Here is a 23,168-nt window from a genome sequence, read left to right on the forward strand (position 1 = left end):
TGGCGTGAGCGTTGTCAGTGCGGATGGTTAATCTGCTGATCAGTCAGTTGCTGTCGCTCATCTGGGGTTGGGAGGTCGGCATGGCGGCGCTCGCCTGGTTGCTGATTCCGTTTATGGCTGCGATAGGCGCCGGACTGTGGGGGAGCTGGGCGAACCGGACCCGCAAGGCGCGCAGCGACGGTCCCGAGCTGGACGGTTACGCCCGTTTCCGTGAGGCCATGGAGAGGTCCCACTCCGGTACATGAGCGTTCCGCCCTGACGGTGCGCTGACAGAACCGTCCCGTACTGTCGAGTCATGCCACGCCGCACCGCGACGATGCTCGCCTCCACCCTGATGCTGATCGCGCTCCTGTGCGCGGGAGTCCTGTTCCCCGTGCCGTATTCGGAGATGTCACCGGGGCCGACGGTCAACACCCTGGGCGAGCACGGCGGCGAGCCGGTGCTGCAGATCTCCGGCCGCAAGACCTACCCGGCGGACGGCCACCTCAACATGACCACCGTCCGGGTCACCAGCGCCGAATACCGCATGAACCTCGTCGAGGCCGTCTACGGCTGGCTGGCGCACGACAGCAAGATCGTCCCGCACGACACGCTCTACCCCGACGGCAAGACGGAGGAGCAGTCGACCCAGGAGAACGCCGAGGAGTTCACCCTCTCCCAGGAGAGCGCCAAGGTCGCCGCCCTGAAGGCACTCCGTATCCCGGTGCAGTCCTGGGTGATCGTCTCCACGGTCGTCAAGGACACCCCGGCGCAGGGCAGGCTGCACGCGGGCGACGTCATCAGGGCCGTCGACGGCGCGCCGGTCAAGCAGCCCTCCGACGTCTCCAAGCTGGTCACCAAGCACGAGCCCGGGCAGAACGTGGTCTTCACGATCGTGCCGGCCAAGGAGCAGGCCGACGCCGCGAAGCAGCACAGGACGGCGACCGTCACCAAGGACGTCACCATCACGACCGCGCAGTCCGCCGACACCGGGGCCAAGCGGGCCATCGTCGGGATCTCCGCCGGGACCGATCACACGTTCCCGTTCACGATCGACATCAAGCTCGCCGACGTCGGTGGCCCGAGCGCGGGACTGATGTTCGCGCTCGGCATCTACGACAAGCTCACGCCGGGCAGCCTGACCGGCGGGAAGTTCGTGGCCGGCACCGGGACGATAGACGATGACGGCAAGGTCGGCCCGATCGGCGGGATCGAGATGAAGACCGTCGGCGCGCGCAGCAAGGGTGCCCAGTTCTTCCTCACCCCCGCCGAGAACTGCGCGGCCGCCGCCAAGGACACCCCCTCGGGGCTCACCCTCGTCAAGGTGCACACGATGGGCGACGCGCTCACCGCACTGAAGGACATCCGCGGCGGCAAGACCGCCGATCTGCCGAAGTGCACGGCCAAGGGCTGACGGGCAGCGCCCCGGCCGTGTACCGGACGGGTACCGAAGGGCGGCGGGCGGAGCTCAGTCCTCGAAGGTCGCGGCCAGGGCCTCGGCCAGCCCCGGCACCAGGTCGGCGCCGGTGAGAACCTCCGTGGCGGAGTCCTTCTCACGCAGGCGCAGGGCCGACTCGCGGGCGCCGTCGCGCAGGACCGCGACCGTCATGCGGACCTCCTGGCGCTCGGGGTGAACGGCCACCCACTTCGCCAGCTTCGGCCCGTCCAGTCCCTGCGGGACCTGCGCCTCGGCGGACGGGGGCAGCATCAGGCGCTCCACGGTCAGCGCGCAGCCGGCCACCGCATCGGGCCAGGCGATGGTGGCGAGGAACTCGTCGAGGGGCCGGTCGGCCGGGACCTCGTCCTGCTCGACCGGGGTGAGACCGGAGGTCTCCTGCTCGTCCTCCAGGCCGAGCTGGGCCGCGAGGGCGGGTTCCTGGGTCCGCAGCCGCGCGGTGTCTACGAGGGCGAAGAGGCGAGCGGGCTGGTCCCAGCCGAGGCCGGAGGCGTACTCGTCGATTTCGAGTACCGCCCGGGTGAGCGGGTTCGCTGCCATGGGAGTGTTGGACATGGTCACAATCCTGCCTCGTTCCTGGGCGGAATCGGGAACCGAGTAAACGGTGAGTAAGTTGCATAGGTGTGGGCCCACGATTCCGGGGGCCCACCGTACGGTCCACGGACTCGGGGGCCTGACGCAACGAAACCGAACCAACAGCGACTTTCGAGGTGCACACCTTGGCTTTCCAGATGCCGGACCGCGGCGGAGGCCCGACAGGGCCGCGGATGAGAGTGGGCCGTCCGTCCCGGCGTGCCAGGACCCTGCTCATGACACTGGGCGTCCTCGCCGTCCTCGGCATGGTCTTCGCCATGTTCGCGGGCTTCTGGACGGACTGGTTGTGGTACCGGTCGGTGCACTACTCGTCCGTGTTCACGACCACACTGTGGACCAAGATCGGACTGTTCTTCGTCTTCGGCCTGCTGATGGCGGCCGCGGTCGGACTGAACATCTGGCTGGCGCACCGGCTGCGGCCGCCGCTGAGCGCCATGTCGATGGAGCAGCAGAACCTCGACCGCTACCGGATGAGCATCGCGCCGTACAAGAAGTGGCTGCTGTGCGGCATCACGGCGCTGGTCGGGCTGATCGCCGGTGCCTCCGCCGCGAGCGAGTGGCGGACCTGGCTGATGTGGGTCAACGGCGTGCCGTTCGGCAAGCAGGACCCGCAGTTCCACCTGGACGTCTCCTTCTACGCCTTCGACCTGCCCTGGTACCGCTTCCTGCTGGGCTTCGGCTTCGCCGCCACGATCCTGTCCCTGATCGCCGCGGTGCTCACCCACTACCTGTACGGCGGGCTGCGCGTCACCAGCCCCGGCGCGCGTGCCACGGCCGCGGCGACCGGGCACCTGTCGGTGCTCCTCGGCGTCTTCGTGACGCTGAAGGCGGTGGCCTACTGGCTCGACCGGTACGGACTGGCGGTGAAGTCCAGCGACTTCAAGGCGACCGGAAACTGGACGGGCCTGAGGTACGTCGACGCCAACGCCTATCTGCCGGCCAAGACGATCCTGTTCTGCATCGCCGTCATCTGCGCGGTGCTGTTCTTCGCCACCCTGTGGCGGCGCACCTGGCAGCTGCCGGTCATCGGGTTCGGCCTGATGGTGCTCTCGGCCATCCTCATCGGCGGCCTGTACCCGGCGATCGTGCAGAAGTTCCAGGTCGAGCCGAACGAGCAGGCCAAGGAAGCCCCGTACGTCCAGAAGAACCTCAAGGCGACCCGTGAGGCGTACGGCATCGACGACTCCAAGGTCGCCGACTACGCGGGCACGAGCAGTACCCAGGACAAGGCGAAGCTGCGGGACGCCGCCGCCGACACGGCCAGTTACCGGCTGATGGACCCGAACATCGTCTCGCCGACGTTCGAGCAGCTCCAGCAGGTGCGCAACTACTACGGGTTCCCGTCCAACCTGGCCGTCGACCGGTACAAGACCAAGGACGGCAAGGTCCAGGACACCGTCATCGGCCTGCGCGAGCTGAACCTCGCCGGGATCCCGAAGAACAACTGGATCAACGACCACTTCCGCTACACCCACGGCTACGGCGTGGTCGCGGCCAAGGGCACCGAGGCCGACTCCGAGGGCCGCCCGGTGTTCACCGAGTACAACCTGCCGTCCACGGGCGACCTCCCGCGGTACGAGCAGCGGATCTACTACGGCGAGAAGACCAGCACCTACTCCATCGTCGGCGGTCCCCAGAAGGAGATCGACTACTCCGACGACAGCGGTGAGAAGACCACCAGCTACAAGGGGAACAGCGGTGTCAGCCTCTCCAACCCGCTGAACCGGGCCGCGTACGCGATGGCGTTCAGCGAGCCGCAGATCCTCTACTCCGGCGCGATCGGCGACGGTTCGCGGATCCTGTACAACCGCACGCCCAAGCAGCGCGTCGAGGCGGTCGCCCCGTGGCTGACGATCGACGGCGTCTCGTACCCGGCGGTGGTCGACGGGCGCGTCCAGTGGATCGTCGACGCCTACACGACCACCAACGGCTATCCGTACTCCTCGCGCACCACCCTCGGGGACACGACGCTGGACTCGCTGACCGCCGCCAACAACCAGCGGGTGGTGGCCCAGCAGAACCAGGTCAACTACATCCGCAACTCGGTCAAGGCGACCGTCGACGCCTACACGGGCGAGGTCAAGCTGTACCAGTGGGACACCAAGGACCCGGTCCTGAAGACCTGGATGAAGGCGTTCCCGGGCACGGTCGAGCCGAAGAAGGACATCTCTCCGGAGCTGATGTCCCACATCCGGTATCCGCAGGACCTGTTCAAGGTGCAGCGCGAGCTGCTCACGCGCTACCACGTCACGGACGCGCAGACCTTCCTCAGCGGCAGCGAGGTGTGGCAGATCCCCAACGACCCGACCAACAAGTCGGGCGACGCGGTGCCGCCGTACTACCTGAGCCTCAAGATGCCCGGTGAGTCGTCCCAGACGTTCTCGCTGACGACGACGATGACGCCGAACGGCCGTGACAACCTGAGCGCGTTCATGACGGTCAACGCCGACGCGAACACGAGCGACTACGGCAAGATCAGCATCCTGAAGCTGCCCACGGGCAAGACGATCGACGGCCCGAAGCGGGTGCAGAGCCAGTTCAACTCCGAACCCTCCATCGCCGAGTCCATCCGGCTGCTGAAGGGCGGCGACTCGGAGGTCGAGTACGGCAACCTGCTGACGGTGCCGCTCGACGGCGGACTGCTCTACGTGGAGCCGGTCTACCTGCGCGGCGGCGGCCTCAAGTACCCGCTGCTGCGCAAGGTCCTGGTGACGTACGGCGGGAACACCGCGTTCGAGGACACGCTCGACAAGGCGCTCAACAAGGTCTTCGGCACGGAGGGTTCGACCACCGAGCCACCCGGCCCCGAGACCGGCGGCGGTGGCACCGGCAGTGGCAAGACCAACCCGCCGCCGTCGAGCAACCCGACGGTCCAGGAGGCGTTGAAGGACGCCCAGAAGGCCTTCGACGACGGTCAGACCGCCCTGAAGAACGGCGACTGGCAGGCGTACGGCCAGGCGCAGAAGGACCTTCAGGACGCGCTGAAGCGGGCCGAGGACGCGCAGGCGGAGAAGGCCGGCGGCAGCGGGAAGAACGGCGCCGGCAAGGGCGGCGCGAGCCCGGGTGCGAGCGCCGGTCCGACACCGGACAGCAGTCCGAGCGGTAGCCCGAGCGGGGGCTGATCGCTCCCCCTCTAGCCCAAGGGCCCGGATCCGTACTGCGGATCCGGGCCCTTCGCCGTGGGCGAACGCATGTGCCGACAGGCCCGGCGGCCGTGCCGCCGTGGGGAGTTGGGCGATCTGTGTTTGACTTGTCTCTCTGTGGGCATGTCGACAAAACGCTGAAGTGACCTCACTGGCTGGGGTATTACAGATGTACCCGGGTTGCAGGTGGTGCGACGATGGACGTTATGGGGGACAAGGCAACTCTGTTCGAGACGGGGCGATTTGTGCAGGCTTCCGACTCCGAGGAGACCGGAGGCGAGACCCGGGACGAGTCCGTGGCGGCCGCCGACGAGGCCGCCGAGCTGGCGCGCCGTCGCCTCGCCGCCGAGGCGGGCGACGTCGAGGCCATGAGCGTCCTCGGGGCCATGCTGCTGCGCCGCGGCGATCTCGACGGAGCCGAACCCCATCTGCGCTCCGCCACCGCGGGCGGTGACCGCGCCGCGGCCAACAACCTGGGAGTCCTGCTCCACCAGCGTGGATATGCCGACGAGGCCGCCGGGTGGTGGCGTATCGCCGCCGTCGCCGGCTCCGCGGCGGCCGCGCACGCGCTCGGGCGGCACCACCGCGAGCGCGGCGACGAGCCCGCCGCCGAATACTGGCTGCGCCAGTCCGCCGAGCAGGGGCACGTCCTCGGCGCCTACGTCCTCGCCGACCTGCTGGAGCACCGCGGCGAGACCGGGGCCGAGCGCTGGATGCGGGTCGCCGCGGAGCGGGGGCACCGGGAGGCGGAGTACCGGCTGGCGCGGGCGCTGGACCGGCGGGCCGGGGGAAAGCCCGGTGGCGACGGGGCCGGACTGATGGCGGAGGCCGAGCAGTGGTACCGCCAGGCCGCCGCGCGCGGGCACCGGCGGGCCGCCCTGCACCTGGGCGCCATCCTGGAGCGGCGCGGCGACCTCAAGGAGGCCGGCCGCTGGTACCTGACCTCCGCCAAGGACGGCGAGGCCAGGGCCGCCTGCGCGCTCGGGTTCCTGCTGCGGGACGCCGGCGACGCCGAGAACGCGGCCCTGTGGTGGCTGAGAGCCGCGCAGGACGGCGACGGCAACGCGGCGAACGCGCTGGGCGCGCTGCACGCCGAGCGCGGCGAGACGCAGACCGCCGAGCGGTGGTACCGGGCGGCGATGGACGCGGGCGACATCAACGGCGCCTACAACCTCGGGCTGCTCTGCGCCGAGCAGGGCCGTACCGCGCAGGCCGAGCAGTGGTACCGGCGCGCGGCCTACGCCGGGCACCGGGAGGCGTCGAACGCGCTGGCCGTCCTGCTGCTCCAGGGCGGCGACACCGGCGGGGCCGAGCCGTGGTTCTCCAAGGCGGCGGAGGCCGGGAGCGTCGACGCCGCGTTCAACCTGGGGATCCTCTACGCCGGACGGAACCTGGACCCCCAGGCCCTGCGGTGGTACGAGCGGGCGGCGGCGGCCGGGCACACGGAGGCCGCGTTGCAGGTGGGGATCGCCCGGCTGCGGGCGGGCGACGAGCGGGCGGCCGAGCGGCACCTGCGGTGCGCGGCCGGCGGCGGGAGCGCGGAGGCCGCGTACCGGCTGGCCACCGTGCTCGACGCCCGGCGCCCACCGGCGCCCGCGCACGGGCTCGGGGAGCCGGCGATCCAGGAGAAGACCGAGTGCGAGGAGTGGTACGAGCGGGCGGCCGGCCAGGGGCACCGGCGCGCGCAGGTGCGGGTCGGGATGCTGGCCGCGGCCCGTGGGGACGTGGTCGAGGCGGCGCGGTGGTACCGCAGGGCGGCGGAATCCGGGTCCCGCAACGGCGCGTTCAACCTGGGGCTGCTGCTCGCCCGGGAGGGCAGTGAGCCCGAGGCGGCCACGTGGTGGGCGCGGGCGGCCGACGCCGGGCACGGGCGGGCGGCGCTGCGGCTCGCCCTGGTGCACGCGCGGCGCGGCGAGCTGGCCGAGGGACAGGGGTGGGCCGACCGGGCCGTGGCGCTGGGGCCGGCGGAGGTCGCCCAGCGGGCCGCGCGCCTGCGGGACGCGCTGCGCGAGGAGCTGTCGGCCTGACGTGGATCACCGGCGCCCCCGTAAGCGATTTGCTTCTTGGTCCGCCGGTCACGTAATGTTCCATTCATCGACGCGGGGTGGAGCAGCTCGGTAGCTCGCTGGGCTCATAACCCAGAGGTCGCAGGTTCAAATCCTGTCCCCGCTACTGAAGGCCGAGGGCCGGAATCCGATCAAGGGTTCCGGCCCTCGGTGTTTCCGGAGGCGCTCCCGAGGACGGATCACGAAAGAAGGACCCCCGGCACCGTCGAGGTGCCGGGGGTCCTTCTCACGAGTGTGGCGGGTCAGGCCGCCGCGCAGTTCGGGCACAGGCCGCGGTACGTGACCTCCACGTCCGAGACCGTGAAGCCGAAGCGCTCCGAGTCGGGCAGGTCGGCCAGCGGGTTGCCGCTCGGATGGACGTCGCGGATCGCGCCGCAGCCGGCGCAGACCAGATGGTGGTGCGGCTGGTGCGCGTTGGGGTCGTACCGCTTGGCGCGCTTGTCCGTGGCGACTTCCAGGACCTCGCCCAGGGAGACCAGCTCGCCCAGCGTGTTGTAGACGGTCGCCCGGGAGATCTCGGGCAGCTTGGCGACAGCCCTGGCGTGGACCTCGTCGGCCGTCAGATGGACGTGTTCGCCGTCGAGGACCTCGGCCACCACGCGCCGCTGCGCGGTCATCCGCCATCCGCGTCCGCGCAGCCGTTCCAGAAGGTCACTCATACCGACCAGCCTAACAGCAAGGGGAAATAGTTCCCGAACCAGTGTGACTTTGGAGCTCCACTTGACTTGGACTAAGTCCATTGTAGGATCGAGGCTGGCTTTGGCCAAGAGACAGGCACGATGGAAATGACCCAGGAGGCGACGTGACCCAGGGGCCGCTCACGACGGAGGCCGGTGCTCCGGTTGCCGACAACCAGAACAGCGAGACGGCGGGCGTCGGCGGCCCGGTGCTCGTCCAGGACCAGCTCCTGCTGGAGAAGCTCGCCCACTTCAACCGCGAGCGCATCCCGGAGCGCGTGGTGCACGCCCGTGGCGCCGGCGCCTACGGCACCTTCACGGTCACGGCCGACGTCACCCGGTACACGCGCGCCAAGTTCCTCTCCGAGGTCGGCAAGCAGACGGAGACCTTCCTCCGCTTCTCGACCGTGGCGGGCAACCTCGGCGCCGCCGACGCGGTCCGCGACCCGCGCGGCTTCGCGCTGAAGTTCTACACCGAAGAGGGCAACTACGACCTCGTCGGCAACAACACCCCGGTGTTCTTCATCAAGGACGCCATCAAGTTCCCCGACTTCATCCACACCCAGAAGCGCGACCCCTACACGGGCAGCCAGGAGGCGGACAACGTCTGGGACTTCTGGGGCCTGTCTCCGGAGTCGACGCACCAGGTGACCTGGCTGTTCGGCGACCGCGGCATCCCGGCGTCGTACCGGCACATGAACGGCTACGGCTCCCACACCTACCAGTGGAGCAACGAGGCCGGCGAGGTCTTCTGGGTCAAGTACCACTTCAAGACCGACCAGGGGATCAAGAACCTCACCGCCGGTGAGGCCGCAAGGCTCGCCGGTGAGGACCCCGACTCCCACCAGCGCGACCTGCGCGAGGCCATCGAGCGCGGCGAGTACCCGACCTGGACCGTGCAGGTGCAGATCATGCCGGCGGCCGACGCGGCGGCCTACCGCTTCAACCCGTTCGACCTCACCAAGGTGTGGCCGCACGAGGACTACCCGCCGATCGAGATCGGCAAGCTGGAGCTCAACCGCAACCCGGAGAACGTCTTCGCCGAGGTCGAGCAGTCGATCTTCAGCCCCGCCCACTTCGTGCCGGGCATCGGTCCCTCCCCGGACAAGATGCTCCAGGGCCGCCTCTTCGCGTACGGCGACGCCCACCGCTACCGCGTCGGCATCAACGCCGACCACCTGCCGGTGAACCGTCCGCACGCCACCGAGGCGCGCACCAACTCACGTGACGGCTACCTGTACGACGGCCGCCACAAGGGTGCGAAGAACTACGAGCCGAACAGCTTCGGCGGGCCGTTCCAGACGGACCGGCCGCTGTGGCAGCCCGTGCCGGTCTCCGGCGTCACCGGTGACCACGAAGCGGCGGTCCACGCCGAGGACGACGACTTCGTCCAGGCCGGCAACCTCTACCGCCTGATGTCGGACGAGGAGAAGGAGCGCCTGATCGGCAACCTGGCGGGCGCCATCTCGCAGGTCTCGCGCGAGGACATCGCCGAGCGCGCGATCGGCAACTTCCGTCAGGCGGACGGCGACTTCGGCAAGCGGCTGGAGGCCGCGGTCCAGGCCCTGCGCGGCTGATCTCCAGCACTGGACCGCTTGTCGTGGACGGCGGGCCGGATCCCTTCGGGGGCCCGGCCCGCCGGCGTGCGTTCAGGCCGTGCCCGCACCCGCGGCCGCCACGTGCTGCCGGACCGGCGCCCAGCAGCGGATGATGTCGCGGACCGAGACGATGCCCGCCGGCTCGTCGTGGTCCAGGACGATGAGGTGCCGGAAGCCGCCGCGGGTCATGGCCCGGGCCGCCTCCTCCAGGGTCCAGGACGGCGTGGCGAACACGACGTCGGTGGTGGTGTGCGCGTGTACACGCTCCGTGTCCGGGTTCTGGCCCAGGCCCACGGAGTTGAGGACGTCGCGTTCGGTGAGGATGCCGATGCCGCCTGCGTCCGGGTCGTGGACGACGGCGGCGCCGACATGGCGCGCGGACATCAGGGCCGCCGCCTGTCGGAGGGTGTGTGCGGGACCGATGGTGAGGACCACCGTGCTCATGGCGTCGCGGACGAGCATGGGATGGAGCCACCTCCTCGGGGAATCCGGCTGATGCGTGCCCGGCGCCGAAGGCGCCTGTGGATCACTGCACAAGTTCACAAGTGAGGGAACTCCCAGAGTCTCAGGCAAAGCGGGGGCCAACAAGGGGGCGTGCGCGGCCGGCCGGGGGCGGGCGCACGCGTTCCCTGTCGAGCGTCAGCGCTGGTTGAGATACCCCAGCATCTCGCCGTGCAGCAACCCGTTGGACGCGGCGGCGTTGCCGCTGTGCGGACCGGGGCGGCCGTCGAGGCCGGTGAAGGTGCCGCCGGCCTCGGTCACGATGATCGCGTTCGCGGCCATGTCCCACAGGGACAGCTCCGGCTCGGCGCAGAAGTCGATCGAGCCCTCGGCGACCATCATGTACGGCCAGAAGTCGCCGTAGGCGCGGGTGCGCCAGACCGCGCGGGTCAGGTCGAGGAAGCCGTCCAGCCGGCCCCGCTCCTCCCAGCCGCCGAGCGAGGAGTACGAGAAGGAGGCGTCGGCGAGTTCCGCCACGCGGGACACCTGGAGCCTGCTCGCCTGCGCCAGGCTGCGGCCCGTGAAGGCGCCGTGGCCCTTGGCGGCCCACCAGCGGCGGCCCAGGGCGGGGGCGGAGACGACGCCCACGACGGGCTGGTAGCCGCCCGCGCCGGCCTCCATCAGGGAGATGAGAGTGGCCCAGACCGGGACGCCGCGCACGTAGTTCTTGGTGCCGTCGATCGGGTCGACGACCCAGCGGCGGGGACCGGTGCCCTCGATGCCGTACTCCTCGCCGAGGACCGCGTCGCGGGGGCGGGCGCGTTGCAACTGGCCGCGGATGAGTTCTTCCGCCGCCTTGTCCGCTTCGCTGACCGGGGTCATGTCCGGCTTCGTCTCGACCTTGAGGTCGAGGGCCTTGAAACGGTCCATGGTCGCGGCGTCGGCGGCGTCCGCGAGGACGTGGGCCAGGCGCAGGTCGTCGAGGTAGTCCGGCATGCGAGAACCGTATCCGTCCGGGGCGACACGGGGCTACGGGGGCCGGGTGGCCCGGTGTGCGGAAGTGCCGCGTGACGCGGGTGCGGCGCCCGCGGTGGCGCGTACATGCTGTCACGGACCCTTGACAGTGCGTTCGGGGACGTCAAATCTGGGCGCAGAGCCGCTCGCCCCAGGGAGGCGATGATGCCTGCAGCGCGGGAATCCCTGCTGGACGCCGCCTACACGGCGCTGACACGGCGGCCGTGGTCCGCGGTACGGATGGTCGACGTGGCCGCGGCGGCCGGGGTCTCACGGCAGACGCTGTACAACGAGTTCGGCAGCAAGGAGGGGTTCGCGCGGGCCCTGGTCAGGCGAGAGGCGGACGGCTATCTCGCCGGGGTCGAACGGGCCCTGACCGCCCCCGTCGACCCGCGCGAGCGGCTCACCGCCGCCGCCGAGTGGACCGTGTCCGCCGCCCGGGACAACGCGCTGGTGAAGGCGATGCTCACCGGCTGCTGGAGCGGACGGCTGCCCTCGCCGACGCTGTCGGCGGTGCCGTCCTCCAGCGCGGTTCCGGCCCAGCGCCGGGCCGACGGCCCGCTGCCGTCGCCCGGCGACTTCGTGGCGATCGTCCGCGACCGCGCCGTGACCCTGCTCTCCGCCCCCGGCACGCCCAGGGCGGACACCGCCGAACTGGCCCGCGCCTGCGAGCTGGTGATCCGCCTCGCCCTGTCGTGCGTGGTGGCGCCGCCGGGCCGGGAAGGGGTCGCCGAACTGGTACGCGGCGCGCTCCCGCGCCAACCGGGCTGACCGGCCCGCCCTCCGCGCCGTCGTGTCAGTGCGTGGAACCGGACAACTGGAGCCCGATCACCCCGATGATGACCAGGCTGATCGAGACGATCTTCAGCGTGGAGACCAGGTCGCCGAGGAAGACCATGCCGTAGATCGCGGTGCCCGCCGCGCCGATGCCGGTCCACACCGCGTACGCGGGGCCCACGTCGAGCTTCTTCAGGGACAGGGTGAGCAGACCGAAACTGCCCAGGGCGAAGCAGCAGAAGGCGACGGTCGGCCAGAGCCGCGTGAAGCCGTGCGACAGCTTCAGGCACACGGCGAAGCCGGTCTCGAGCAACCCGGCAACGATGACCAGCAGCCACGCCATGTGCTGTCCTCCCGTGGGTCCGCATGCCGTGACCGCTTGGTCGTGCTTGGGGCAGGTCATGATCCGGCTCCGTGCGATTATGCACTTGCCGGACACCACCGCACCCAAACAACGCGGAGGTCAGTCGCCTTCCCTGCGCTCCCGCGTGGCCAGCAGCCGGCGCAGCGAGTACAGCCGGGCCGGGTCCGCGTGCCCCTCGACGACCCACGCGTCCAGCGCGCAGTCCGGCTCGTCGTGGCTGCACGCGCGCGGGCAGCCCTCGGTGCCCGGTTCCAGGTCGGGGAAGGCGTGGATGACCCGGGACGGCTCGATGTGCGCGAGCCCGAACGACCGTACGCCCGGGGTGTCCACGACCCAGCCGGCCGCGCCCGCCAGCGGCAGCGCGAGCGCGGAGGTGGTGGTGTGCCGTCCCCGGCCGGTCACCGCGTTCACATGTCCCGTCACCCGCCGCCGCTCCGTCGGCACCAGCGCGTTGACGAGTGTCGTCTTGCCCACGCCGGAGTGGCCGACGAACGCCGTGACCTTCCCGTCGAGATGCTCGCGCACCCGGTCCGCGGCGGCGCCGGCGTCCAGCTCCGCGCGGCTGGTGACGACGTAGGGGATGTCCAGATCCCCGTACAGCTCCAGGAGTTTGTCCGGCGGGGCCAGGTCCGACTTCGTCAGGACCAGCAGCGGCTCCAGACCGCCGTCGTACGCCGCCACCAGGCAGCGGTCGATCAGCCGGGGGCGCGGCTCGGGGTCGGCCAGCGCGGTGACGATGGCCAGTTGGTCGGCGTTCGCGACGACCACGCGCTCGTAGGGGTCGTCGTCGTCCGCGGTGCGGCGCAGGACCGAGGCGCGCTCCTCGATGCGGACGATGCGCGCGAGGGTGTCCTTCTTCCCGGTGAGGTCACCGACCAGGGCCACCCGGTCGCCCACGACGGCGGCCTTGCGGCCGAGTTCGCGGGCCTTCATCGCGACGATCGCGCGGTCGTCGACGAGGCACGTCAGCCGTCCCCGGTCGACGGTGAGGACCATGCCCTCGGCGGCGTCCTCGTGCTTGGGGCGGATGTTCGTGCGCGGCCGGTTGCCCCTGCGGTTGGGGCGGCTGCGGATGTCGTCCTCGTCGGTGTGCTTGCCGTAGCGGCGCATGGCGTGATCCCCGCGTTCCTACGCCCCGAGCATCCCGGTCCACAGATCGGGGAAGTCCGGCAGTGTCTTCGCCGTCGTCGCCACGTTCTCGATCTGCACGCCCTCGACCGCCAGGCCGATGATCGCGCCGGCCGTCGCCATGCGGTGGTCGTCGTAGGTGCGGAAGACCCCGCCGTGCAGGGGGCGCGGGCGGATGCGCAGGCCGTCGGCCGTCTCGGTCACGTCACCGCCGAGCTCGTTGATCTCCTTGGTCAGCGCGGCCAGGCGGTCGGTCTCGTGCAGCCGCAGATGGGCCACGCCCCGCAGGGTCGAGGGCGAGTCCGCGAGCGCGGCGACGGCCGCGATGCCCGGGGTCAGCTCGCCGACCTCGCCGAGGTCCACGTCGATGCCGTGCACGGCACCCGAACCGGTGAACACCAGGCCGTAGTCGGTGAGTTCGCAGGAACCACCCATCTCGGTGAAGATCTGCCGCAGCCGGTCACCCGGCTGGGTCGTCCGGGCCGGCCAGTCGGGGATGACGACCTTGCCTCCGGTCACCAGCGCCGCCGCGAGGAAGGGCTGGGCGTTGGACAGGTCGGGCTCGACGACCAGGTCCCGGCCGAGCAGGGCGCCCGGGGTGACCCGCCAGACGTTCGGCTCGCCGCCCGACTCGGGGGTGTCCACCTGGGCGCCGACCGCACGCAGCATGTCGACCGTCATCCGGATGTGCGGCAGCGACGGCAGCGACGACCCGGTGTGCCGGACCTCCACGCCCTGGTTGAAGCGCGGTCCGGACAGCAGCAGGGCGCTGACGAACTGGGACGAGGAGGAGGCGTCGATCTCGACCGGCCCGCCGTCCAGCGCGCCGCTGCCGTGCACGGTCATCGGCAGCGCGCCGCGGCCGTCGTCGTCGATCCGGGCGCCGAGGACGCGCAGCGCGTCGATGACGCCGTCCAGCGGACGCTCGTACGACCGCGGGTCGCCGTCGAAGCGGATGGGGCCGTCGGCCAGCGCGGCGACCGGCGGCAGGAAGCGCATCACCGTGCCGGCGTTGCCGACGTCGACCGTGGCCGGGCCGTGCAGCCCCGCGGGGATCACCCGCCAGGCCTCCCCGGTGCCGTCCGGCCCCACGCCCTCGTCGATGCCGACGCCCATGGCCCGCAGCGCGCCGGCCATCAGCAGCGTGTCGCGGGAACGCAGTGGGCGGCGCAGCCAGCCCGGCTCGGAGGCGAGGGCGGCGAGCACCAGGGCACGGTTGGTGACGGACTTCGACCCCGGCACGTGGACCGTCGCGTCGACGGCTCCGCTCGCGTGCGGGGCGGGCCAGAGGGCGGTGTGCGCGGGGTTCGGGGCCATGTCCCCACCTTAATGGGCGGCCCTGGTTCGGGTACGGCCGCGTAGTCGCTGGTCGCGCCCCACTGCGGAGCCGCACACGGGCACGCTCGCACGCCCCTCGGAGCCCGTCGCCGCCTTCCCGCCCGCCCGGCGAGGGGGGACGGACGAGGCAGGCCGGAGGGACCGCCTCACTCCGCCAGCAGCCACCGCCCGCCGCCGATCAGCGAGCACAGCGAGACCGCGTGGAACAGGAACAGCCACAGCGCCGCCGGGACGTGCGTCAGCCGCGACAACTGGTCCGCGTCGGAGTCCCCGGCGCCCCCGCGCGCCCGCTTGGCCTGGAGCTCGAAGGCCGGGCGCACCCCGCCGAGCAGCAGGAACCACACCACCGCGTACGCGAACGCGGCCTGCACCTGGGGCCCGGTCAGCCAGGACACCAGCAGGAACGTGCCACCGGTGAGGAGCACGGTGAGCGCCCCGTAGGCGTTGCGGATCATCACCAGCATCGCCACCAGCAGCGCCGTGGCCACCCACAGCAGCAGCGTGATGCGACCGGTGGCGAGCAGGGCCGCGCCACCCAGGCCCAGCAGCGGGGGAGCGGTGTAGCCGGCCGCCGCCGTGAGGATCATGCCGATGCCGTGCGGCTTGCCCCGGCTGACGGTCAGGCCGCTGGTGTCGGAGTGCAGGCGTATGCCGGTCAGCGTCCGTCCGGTGAGCAGCGCCACCAGCCCGTGCCCGCCCTCGTGCGCAATGGTGATCGCGTTGCGCGAGACGCGCCACAGGCCGTGCGGGACGACCACCGCGAGCGCGGCGGCCGCGGTGGCGAGCACCACCCACAGGTCGGGGTCGGGCTGGGTGCCGACGAGCCGGTCCCAGAGATCGGGCAGCGCGGTGGCGGCGAGGCTGTCCATGTTTCCGAGTGGCTCCCTGTCCGTGTGCGAGGTCTGGCAGTGTTGCACGTATGTGCGGACGGTATGCAGCGAGTCGCGGCCCCGAGGATCTCGCCCCAGTCTTCGAGGTCCAGAAGTGGGACCCGGAGGAGACCCTGGAGCCCGACTACAACGTGGCCCCGACGAAGGAGGTCCTCGTCGTCCTGGACCGTCCCTTGAAGGACGCCGACGACCGCCGCCCGGTTCGCCAGCTGCGGAAGCTGAGGTGGGGGCTCGTCCCGTCCTGGTCGAAGTCCCCCGAGGGCGCCGCCCGGATGATCAACGCGCGCGCGGAGACCGTGCACGAGAAGCCGTCGTACCGCCGCGCCTTCGTCGCCCGGCGCTGTGTCGTGCCCGCCGACGGCTACTACGAGTGGGTCACCGGCACCCAGGAGCGGGATCTGGAGGTCGAGGGCAGGCGCAAGCGGCCGCGCAAGCAGCCCTACTTCGTGACCCCGGCCGACGGGTCGGTCTTCGCGATGGCCGGGCTCTACGAGTTCTGGCGGGACCGGACACTGCCCGACGACCACCCGCGGGCCTGGTGGGCGACCTGCTCGGTGATCACCACGGACGCCGAGCAGACGCCGCTGGCGGTGGCCCCGGCCGAGGGGCCGAGCTCGCTGGCCGACATCCACCCCCGGATGCCGCTGATGCTGACCCCGGACCGCTGGGACGCCTGGCTGGACCCGGCCCGCACCGACCCGGACGACCTGCGCGCGCTGCTCACCCCGCCGCCTCCCGGCCTGATGCGCGCCTACGCGGTGTCCACGGCCGTCAGCAACGTCCGCAACAACGGACCGGAGCTGCTCGAGGAGCTCGCGGCACCGGAAGAGGGCACACTCTTTTGACGTGAGCGACGTGAGCGACGTGAGCGACGTGAGCGACGTGAGCGACCTGAGCGACGTGAGCGACCTGAGCGACGTGAGCGACGTGAGTGACGGGAACGACATGAGCGACGTGAGCGAGATCGTCGAGACGGAAGCGGGCGCGGCCCGGATCACCTGGCACCGGGCCCACGGGGCACGTCTGGTGCTCGCCGTGAGCCACGGAGCCGGCGGCGGCGTCGAGGCCCGCGACCTCCAGGCCCTGGCGCGCACACTCCCCGGGCACGGGGTCACCGTCGCGCTGGTCGAGCAGCCCTGGCGGGTGGCCGGCAAGAAGGTGGCGCCCGCGCCGCGGACGCTGGACGCCGGCTGGCGCGGCCTGTGGCCCGCCGTCAGCGGGCCGGGGCTGCCGGTGGTCGCCGGCGGCCGGAGCGCCGGGGCACGCGTCGCCTGCCGTACGGCGCCCGAGCTGGGCGCGCACGCCGTGCTCGCCCTCAGCTTCCCGCTGCACCCGCCGGGCAGGCCCGAGAAGTCCCGCGCCGACGAGCTGCTCGGCGCGGGGGTGCCCACGCTCGTCGTCCAGGGCGGCAACGACCCGTTCGGCAGGCCCGGGGAGTTCCCGGAGGGTCCCTACCGGCTCGTCGAGGTGCCGTACGGCGATCACGGCTTCGTCGTGCCGAAGCGGGCGGGGATCACGCAGGACCAGGTCCTGGAGATCATCACCGAGGGCGTCGCCCAGTGGATCGCGTCACTCCCGTGACCCCCGGGAATGCCTGGCGGACCGCTGCTGTTGAGCCGGTCAGTAGTGCCGCTCAGCGGCGCCGACGTCACACGAGAGGAAGTCCGCCGCATGGGTTCGACCGTTTGCCCGAGCCGCAGCAGCCGCACTGACCTGGACTGGACGGTGCTGCACGCGGCGAGGACCGCTTCTGTTCGAGCGGCGGCAGACACGGCTCGTCGTCTATCCTCCGATTCGAGTGGAACCGCATTCGGTGCCACGACGTCGCTTGAGGAGGTGGGTCCGGTTCCCGGTACCGACGCAGGGACCGACAACGGCCAGGCGGAGCAGCCCGAGGGCCGGGGCACGGGCGTGGGCGCATCCGCGGAGTCGACGGCCGCGCGCAGCGCGCGCTTCGAGCGGGACGCGCTGGAGTTCCTCGACCAGATGTACTCGGCCGCCCTGCGCATGACGCGCAACCCGGCCGACGCCGAGGACCTGGTGCAGGAGACGTACGCCAAGGCGTACGCGTCCTTCCACCAGTTCCGCGAGGGCACCAACCTCAAGGCGTGGCTGTACCGCATCCTCACCAACACCTTCATCAACTCCTACCGCAAGAAGCAGCGCGAGCCGCAGCGCAGTGCCGCCGAGGAGATCGAGGACTGGCAGCTCGCCCGTGCCGAGTCGCACATGTCGACCGGTCTGCGCTCCGCAGAGTCGCAGGCGCTCGACCACCTGCCCGACTCGGACGTGAAGGAAGCGCTCCAGGCGATCCCCGAGGAATTCCGCATCGCCGTCTACCTCGCGGATGTAGAAGGCTTTGCGTACAAGGAGATCGCGGACATCATGGGGACACCCATCGGGACGGTGATGTCCCGGCTGCACCGGGGCCGCCGTCAACTCCGCGGCATGCTCGAGGACTACGCCCGCGAGCGCGGACTGGTCCCGGCCGGCGCCGGAGAGTCGAACGAAGCGAAAGGCTCGGGCTCATGAGCTGCGGAGACCCGCACGAGACGGACTGCAGTGAGGTACTCGACCACCTCTACGAGTTCCTCGACAGTGAGATGCCGGACGTCGATCGCACCAAGTTCGAGCACCACTTCGAGGAGTGCTCGCCGTGCCTCGAGAAGTACGGCCTGGAGCAGGCCGTGAAGAAGCTGGTCAAGCGGTGCTGCGGGCATGACGACGTCCCCGCCGACCTGCGCGCCAAGGTCATGGGGCGGCTCGATCTGATCCGCTCCGGCCAGGCCGTCCCCGAGCACGACGTGACCGCGGCACCGGTGACTCCGCAGGAGTCCTGACCCGCCGCGCGCGGACACCCGCGCGGCGCCCCGCCGGCCCCCCTTCGCACCTACCGCCCGCACCCGGCGCTCGCACAGACGTCGGACGCGCCTCGGACATGCGTGCGGACCCGCTTCGGGCACCCACCCGGACGCTCTCACCCGAACGTGCTAATCCCCGGGTCTTCGGCCCGTGGACTCCCGGCTGTGCGCCCTACGCTCCCACCCTGGACAGGCATGACGGGGGAGGGGCGGCATGGAGGCGGTTCCACCGCGAGCCCGTGCGTACGTCGCCTGTGCCGTCCTCGGCGCCCTGGCCTGTCTGCTGCCGCTGCCGGTGACGCCCACCCCCTGGTGGGCGGTCGCCCTGCTCGCCGCGGTGTACGCCGGGTGCAGGCAGTTCGCCCGGCTCGGCTTCGCCGGACCCTTCTACCCCGTACTGCTCGCGGCGGTCTTCCTGCTGCCGCCGCCCGCCGCCGCGCTCGTCCCGCTGCCCGGTGTCCTGCTCGCCCGCGCCGGACGGCGGCCCGAGGGGCTGCGCCGGATCTGGCGGGCCGCGCAGCTCGCCCTCGCGGTGTGGGCGGCCGCTCGGGTACACGGGGCGCTGGGTGGCCGGGACGCCGTCAGCGGGTGCGACTTCCCCTATGTCCTCCTCCCCGCGGGCGCCGCCGTGCTCGCCTTCTGCCTGGTGCTGACGGCGCTGGACGGCGGGGTCCTCGCACTCGCCGAGCACGTGCCGGTGCGGCGGGCCTGGCAGGAGCTGTTCGCCCGGTCGCCGGCGCCCATCGCGGTGCACGGGCTCGCGGGGCTGATGATGGCCGTGCTGTGGCTCAGCCCCTACGGTCCGGTCGCCGCGCTGCTCGTGCTGCTGCCGATGTGCGTGTCCGGCTGGGTGTACGCCCAGTACCACCGGGAGCGGTCCGCGCACCGGGCCACCATCCGCGCGCTGGTGCAGGCCGTCGACATCAAGGACGGCTACACGCGCGGGCACAGCGAGCGGGTGGGGCAGGCCTCCATGCTGATCGCGCGCGAGCTCGGCATGGACGACGAGCGGGTCGAGGTGCTGCGGTTCGCGGGCATCCTGCACGACGTGGGCAAGCTGGGCGTCCCCACTCGGCTGCTGCGCAAGGACGGGCCGCTGACCCCCGAGGAGCGGCGCGTGATCGAGCTGCACCCCGAGTACGGGCACGAGATGGTGCGCGGGATCTCCTTCCTGGGCGAGGCGCGCTCGGCGATCCTGCACCACCACGAACGGCTCGACGGAGGCGGCTACCCGTACGGGCTGACAGGTGGTCAGATCCCGGAGAGCGCACGCGTGGTGGCCGTCGCGGACGCCTTCGACGCGATGACGTCCACCCGGTCCTACCGGCGGGCCCGGCCGGTGCCCGCCGCGCTGGCGGAGCTGGAGCGCTGCGCGGGCAGCCAGTTCGACCCGCGGATGGTCACGGCGCTGGTCCGGGCCCTGGACCGGTACGGCTGGCACCCGGCGGTGACCGCGCAGGACGGTACGCCCGTCGCCCCGCCGGCACCGTTTTGTGCCGTCCCCGGCACCACGGGCCCGACGGTGGCGGCTTTCGGCGGCGCGGAGGACGCGCCCGTCGTTCCGGCGCCGCGGTACGCCCCCGAGGACGGTGGCCCTGGCGGCGCGCCGGAGCGGTCCGCGGGCGGCCGGCCGGAAACCCGTCGATGAGCCGGTCCCTCCTGCTGCTCCTCATCCGCGGCGCGGCGGTCCTGGTCGCCCTGCTGTCCCTCGCCGTCACCCTGTGGACCGGCCTCGAGGAGCGCGGGGCCGCCCTCGCCTTCGGACTGCTGGTCCTCGTCGGCGAACTCACCCGGTGGACCGGGTCAGAGGCCCGGGAGGCCGCGCCGCTCGGCGCCGCCGGGGCGCTGTCGTACGCCCTGCTGGGCGAGGACGCCGGCCTGCCCAGCCACCACGGCGCCTTCCAGGTCGTCGCCGTGGTGCTCGCCGCCTGCCTCCTGGGCGGTGTGCCGCACATCGCGCGTGGGTGCGGGCGGACGCTCGACCATCTGGTGCGGCGGATCCTCACCGTCGCCTTCGCCGCCGTCTGCTTCCAACCCCTTTACGGTAAAGGGGTGTTCCGGGGGTGGGTCGGTCCGGCGTACGCCCTGCTGCTGCTCGCTCTCCTGGTGCTCACCGCGCTGTGCGACGCCGTGCTTGCCGCCGTGCAGGCGCACTGCCGCACCCGGTGGCCGTTCGGCCCGCTGCTGCGGGAGGAGCTGCGGAGCCTGCTCGGGATCGGCTCGGCGGTGTGCGCGACCGGCGCGGTCATGGCCCTCGCCGTCGCCGTGGCCGGACTGTGGGCGCTGCCCGTGTTCTCGCTGCCGCTGCTGCTCACCCAGCTGTCCCTCAGACGGTACGCGGCCGTGCGGAGGACCTACCGTCAGACCATCGCCTCCCTGGCCCGGGCCACCGAGGTCGCCGGGTACACCCCGGCCGGGCACGCCCGGCGGGTGGCCGCGCTCAGCCGGGCCGTGGGCCGGGACCTGGGCCTGACCGAACCGGAGCTGACCGTCCTGGAGCACGCGGCCCTGATGCACGACATCGGGCAGCTCAGCCTGGTCGACCCGGTGCCCGCCGGGGCCACCGCGGGGCTGCCCGCCGAGGAGCAGCGGCGGATAGCGCTGCTCGGCGGGGCCGTGGTGCGGCAGACCGGGGTCGACGCCCGGGTCGCGGTGGTGGTGGAGCGGCAGGCCGACCCCTGCCGGGAGCAGCCGCTGGCCGCGCGGATCGTGCGGGCGGTCAACGCCTACGAGGAGAAGGCGCGCGACGCCGGCCCCGGCGGACCGCTCACGGCCTTGGAGGAGCTGCGGCTGGCGGGGGCCGGCGCGTACGCCCCCGAGGTGGTGGAGTCACTGGGCAGGGTGCTGTCGAGGGACCGCCTGACGCTTCCCGCCGAGGGGTAACCCATGGGTAATGAGCGTCCCTCCAGTCGTACGTGGTTGGATGCGAATGAGAGGGTGTCCGGGGGCAGAAGCCGACCCACTCGACGGAACTGGCAGGCGGGAATCGTGAGGATCTTCGGCAAGGGACGGCACCGGCCCTCCGCCTCCTGGCGGCAGGCCACCGACCGGGCGTTCACTCTGATCGGCGACGGCCGGTACGAGGACGCGGGCGCGCTGCTGACACGCGCCGCCGATCTGGAGCCCTGGCTGGCCGAGTCCTGGTTCAACCTCGCCCTGCTGCACAAGTTCCGGCACGACTGGGAGCAGGCGAGGGCGGCGGGCCTGCGGGCCGTGGCCCTGCTGGAGAAGGAGACCGGGGCGCCCGACTGGTGGAACGTCGGCATCGCCGCCACCGCCCTCCAGGACTGGCCGCTGGCCCGGCGGGCCTGGCAGGCGTACGGACTGAAGGTGCCCGGAAGCGCGGCCGCCGCCGGGGAGCCGATGGGCATGGAGCTGGGCAGCGCGGCCGTGCGGCTGTCGCCGGAGGGCGAGGCCGAGGTGGTCTGGGGCCGGCGCCTGGACCCGGCCCGGATCGAGGTGCTGTCCATCCCGCTGCCCTCCTCGGGGCGGCGCTGGGGCGAGGTCGTGCTGCACGACGGCGTGCCCCACGGGGAGCGGACCACCGCGGCCGGCCACACCTACCCCGTGTTCGACGAGATCGAGCTGTGGGCGCCGTCGCCGGTGCCCACCTGGGTGGTCCTGCTCGAGGCCGCCACCGAGGCCGACCGGGACGCGCTGGAGCAGCTCGCCGCCGACGCCGGCTTCGCCGCCGAGGACTGGTCGTCGTCCGTACGGCTGCTGTGCCGGATGTGCTCGGAGTCGCGGATGCCGTCCGACGAGGGCGACGGCGTGCACCTCGACCCGCACGACCACAGCGAGCCGGGACACCCCGGACCGCTCGGGCACCGCACCGACGGGCAGCTGTGGGTGCCGGAGCGGGAGTGCGGAGTGGCCGCTCCGGCTGCCCTGGTCCGCGGGCTGCTGGACGGGTGGGTGGCCGACAGCCCGGACTCGCGGGACTGGCGGGACCTGGAAGAGGTCTGTTGAGGGCGCCGGTCCGCTCAGGGCCCTCGGGCGGGTCCGCCATGGCCGGCCGAGTCTTCCCGGCACAGTCGCATATCGGACACTCCTGGGCCGGGTCGGGGGCGCGGGCCCCGTACCCTGTATCAGAATTCACTCCCCGTTCTTGTCAGGAAGGCGTACGTCGGTCATGGCGCAGCAGGACACCGATCAGCAGCACGCGGGCGTGCTCCCCGTCGACGACGAGGGGTACGTCGTCGACACGGAGGACTGCGAGGAGCGCGAGACGGCCTGGCGTGAGCGCGGCACCTCCCGGCCCATCACGGTCGTCGGGAACCCCGTGCTGCACAAGGAGTGCAGGGACGTCACCGATTTCGGCGAGGAGCTCCAGCAGCTGGTCGCCGACATGTTCGCCAGCCAGCACACCGCCGAGGGCGTGGGCCTGGCCGCCAACCAGATCGGCGTGGACCTGAAGGTCTTCGTCTACGACTGCCCGGACGACGAGGGTGCCCGGCACGCCGGGGTCATCTGCAACCCGCGGCTGGTCGAGCTGCCCGCCGAGCGGCGCCGGCTGGACGACAGCAACGAGGGCTGCCTGTCCGTGCCCACCGCCTACGCCCCGCTCGCCCGCCCCGACTACGCCGAGGTGACCGGGCAGGACGAGCAGGGCAACCCGATCAAGGTGCGGGGCACCGGCTACTTCGCGCGCTGCCTCCAGCACGAGACGGACCACCTCTACGGCTACCTCTACATCGACCGGCTCTCCAAGCGTGAGCGCAAGGACGCGCTGCGGCAGATGGCCGAGAACGAGCCGCGCTACCCCGTGGTCGCCAACGACTGAGCCCCTGCCGCCCGTTGGGGCGCGCATGGCCTGTGCACACGGCGCCCGACCGGAACGTC

The 23,168-nt window shown here is 71.9% G+C and carries 22 protein-coding genes and 1 tRNA gene; 15 read left to right on the forward strand and 8 right to left on the reverse strand.

Annotation, left to right across the window (positions count from 1 at the left end; translation table 11 throughout):
- The first annotated feature begins 23 nt into the window (after positions 1–23).
- Together ACIQFZ_RS02295 and ACIQFZ_RS02300 are read left to right on the forward strand one after the other, a co-directional pair.
- On the forward strand, positions 24–245 hold the full coding sequence (locus ACIQFZ_RS02295; protein ID WP_365424879.1) for a hypothetical protein: 222 nt from the start codon (positions 24–26) through the stop codon (positions 243–245).
- 50 nt (positions 246–295) lie between these two features.
- Positions 296–1,393 carry a PDZ domain-containing protein gene (locus ACIQFZ_RS02300; RefSeq protein WP_365424869.1) on the forward strand — a complete coding sequence of 366 codons (1,098 nt, stop codon included), beginning with the start codon at positions 296–298 and terminating at the stop codon, positions 1,391–1,393.
- A gap of 54 nt (positions 1,394–1,447) precedes the next feature.
- Here the strand turns inward: ACIQFZ_RS02300 and ACIQFZ_RS02305 are convergent, their stop codons facing one another.
- Positions 1,448–1,990, reverse strand: coding sequence for a PPA1309 family protein (locus ACIQFZ_RS02305; protein WP_365424871.1), 543 nt, complete (start codon positions 1,988–1,990; stop codon positions 1,448–1,450).
- Positions 1,991–2,166: 176 nt separating this feature from the next.
- On the opposite strand from ACIQFZ_RS02305, the gene ACIQFZ_RS02310 reads away from it, so the two are divergent.
- The 3 genes from ACIQFZ_RS02310 (at position 2,167) to ACIQFZ_RS02320 (ending at position 7,344) form a co-directional block, all read left to right on the forward strand.
- Positions 2,167–5,151 carry a UPF0182 family protein gene (locus ACIQFZ_RS02310; RefSeq protein ID WP_365424875.1) on the forward strand — a complete coding sequence of 995 codons (2,985 nt, stop codon included), beginning with the start codon at positions 2,167–2,169 and terminating at the stop codon, positions 5,149–5,151.
- A gap of 218 nt (positions 5,152–5,369) precedes the next feature.
- Positions 5,370–7,199 (forward strand): tetratricopeptide repeat protein, encoded by a 1,830-nt coding sequence (locus ACIQFZ_RS02315; RefSeq protein WP_402690413.1) that lies wholly within the window; start codon positions 5,370–5,372, stop codon positions 7,197–7,199.
- A 71-nt stretch (positions 7,200–7,270) separates the two neighbouring features.
- Positions 7,271–7,344, forward strand: a tRNA-Met gene (locus ACIQFZ_RS02320).
- 136 nt (positions 7,345–7,480) lie between these two features.
- Here the strand turns inward: ACIQFZ_RS02320 and ACIQFZ_RS02325 are convergent.
- On the reverse strand, positions 7,481–7,897 hold the full coding sequence (locus ACIQFZ_RS02325; RefSeq protein WP_141358564.1) for a Fur family transcriptional regulator: 417 nt from the start codon (positions 7,895–7,897) through the stop codon (positions 7,481–7,483).
- Between the two features lie 143 nt (positions 7,898–8,040).
- On the opposite strand from ACIQFZ_RS02325, the gene ACIQFZ_RS02330 reads away from it, so the two are divergent.
- Entirely contained in the window at positions 8,041–9,492 is a 1,452-nt protein-coding gene (locus ACIQFZ_RS02330; RefSeq protein ID WP_365773922.1) for a catalase, read from the forward strand.
- Positions 9,493–9,564: 72 nt separating this feature from the next.
- On the opposite strand, the gene ACIQFZ_RS02335 is transcribed toward ACIQFZ_RS02330, so the two are convergent.
- Positions 9,565–9,975 carry a cyclic nucleotide-binding/CBS domain-containing protein gene (locus ACIQFZ_RS02335; protein WP_402690414.1) on the reverse strand — a complete coding sequence of 137 codons (411 nt, stop codon included), beginning with the start codon at positions 9,973–9,975 and terminating at the stop codon, positions 9,565–9,567.
- 177 nt (positions 9,976–10,152) lie between these two features.
- Positions 10,153–10,950 carry a histidinol-phosphatase gene (gene hisN / locus ACIQFZ_RS02340; RefSeq protein ID WP_365416660.1) on the reverse strand — a complete coding sequence of 266 codons (798 nt, stop codon included), beginning with the start codon at positions 10,948–10,950 and terminating at the stop codon, positions 10,153–10,155.
- 180 nt (positions 10,951–11,130) lie between these two features.
- On the opposite strand from hisN, the gene ACIQFZ_RS02345 reads away from it, so the two are divergent.
- Positions 11,131–11,739, forward strand: coding sequence for a TetR/AcrR family transcriptional regulator (locus ACIQFZ_RS02345; RefSeq protein WP_402690415.1), 609 nt, complete (start codon positions 11,131–11,133; stop codon positions 11,737–11,739).
- 25 nt (positions 11,740–11,764) lie between these two features.
- Here the strand turns inward: ACIQFZ_RS02345 and ACIQFZ_RS02350 are convergent, their stop codons facing one another.
- The 4 genes from ACIQFZ_RS02350 to ACIQFZ_RS02365 form a co-directional block, all read right to left on the reverse strand.
- The gene (locus ACIQFZ_RS02350; RefSeq protein ID WP_365416664.1) at positions 11,765–12,088 is read right to left on the reverse strand and encodes a multidrug efflux SMR transporter; all 324 of its coding nucleotides are present in this window, start codon (positions 12,086–12,088) and stop codon (positions 11,765–11,767) included.
- Between the two features lie 120 nt (positions 12,089–12,208).
- A complete protein-coding gene (rsgA, locus tag ACIQFZ_RS02355; protein WP_402690416.1) occupies positions 12,209–13,219 on the reverse strand; it encodes a ribosome small subunit-dependent GTPase A in 1,011 nt (336 codons plus the stop codon).
- Between the two features lie 18 nt (positions 13,220–13,237).
- Positions 13,238–14,554 (reverse strand): 3-phosphoshikimate 1-carboxyvinyltransferase, encoded by a 1,317-nt coding sequence (aroA, locus tag ACIQFZ_RS02360; RefSeq protein ID WP_365416668.1) that lies wholly within the window; start codon positions 14,552–14,554, stop codon positions 13,238–13,240.
- A 167-nt stretch (positions 14,555–14,721) separates the two neighbouring features.
- Positions 14,722–15,444, reverse strand: coding sequence for a M50 family metallopeptidase (locus ACIQFZ_RS02365; RefSeq protein ID WP_365416669.1), 723 nt, complete (start codon positions 15,442–15,444; stop codon positions 14,722–14,724).
- Between the two features lie 50 nt (positions 15,445–15,494).
- Between ACIQFZ_RS02365 and ACIQFZ_RS02370 the strand changes: the two genes are divergently transcribed.
- The 8 genes from ACIQFZ_RS02370 (at position 15,495) to def (ending at position 23,109) form a co-directional block, all read left to right on the forward strand.
- Positions 15,495–16,310, forward strand: coding sequence for an SOS response-associated peptidase (locus tag ACIQFZ_RS02370; protein ID WP_376651324.1), 816 nt, complete (start codon positions 15,495–15,497; stop codon positions 16,308–16,310).
- 100 nt (positions 16,311–16,410) lie between these two features.
- Positions 16,411–17,046, forward strand: coding sequence for an alpha/beta family hydrolase (locus ACIQFZ_RS02375; RefSeq protein WP_365416698.1), 636 nt, complete (start codon positions 16,411–16,413; stop codon positions 17,044–17,046).
- Positions 17,047–17,301: 255 nt separating this feature from the next.
- Positions 17,302–17,997, forward strand: a complete 696-nt coding sequence (sigR, locus tag ACIQFZ_RS02380; protein ID WP_361414471.1) for an RNA polymerase sigma factor SigR — start codon at positions 17,302–17,304, stop codon at positions 17,995–17,997.
- Complete coding sequence (gene rsrA, locus ACIQFZ_RS02385; protein ID WP_361414473.1) at positions 17,994–18,305, forward strand: mycothiol system anti-sigma-R factor; 312 nt, start codon at positions 17,994–17,996, stop codon at positions 18,303–18,305. The genes sigR and rsrA overlap by 4 nt, the downstream gene beginning before the upstream one ends.
- 235 nt (positions 18,306–18,540) lie before the next feature.
- Complete coding sequence (locus ACIQFZ_RS02390) at positions 18,541–19,974, forward strand: HD-GYP domain-containing protein (RefSeq protein WP_365416673.1); 1,434 nt, start codon at positions 18,541–18,543, stop codon at positions 19,972–19,974.
- The gene (locus ACIQFZ_RS02395; protein ID WP_402690417.1) at positions 19,971–21,209 is read left to right on the forward strand and encodes an HD-GYP domain-containing protein; all 1,239 of its coding nucleotides are present in this window, start codon (positions 19,971–19,973) and stop codon (positions 21,207–21,209) included. Before ACIQFZ_RS02390 ends, ACIQFZ_RS02395 begins: the two co-directional genes overlap by 4 nt.
- Before the next feature lie 105 nt (positions 21,210–21,314).
- Entirely contained in the window at positions 21,315–22,295 is a 981-nt protein-coding gene (locus ACIQFZ_RS02400) for a hypothetical protein (protein WP_365416677.1), read from the forward strand.
- 163 nt (positions 22,296–22,458) lie between these two features.
- A complete protein-coding gene (gene def, locus ACIQFZ_RS02405; RefSeq protein ID WP_365416679.1) occupies positions 22,459–23,109 on the forward strand; it encodes a peptide deformylase in 651 nt (216 codons plus the stop codon).
- Positions 23,110–23,168: the final 59 nt, after the last annotated feature.

Source organism: Streptomyces sp. NPDC093064, from assembly GCF_044754605.1.
Classification (GTDB): domain Bacteria; phylum Actinomycetota; class Actinomycetes; order Streptomycetales; family Streptomycetaceae; genus Streptomyces.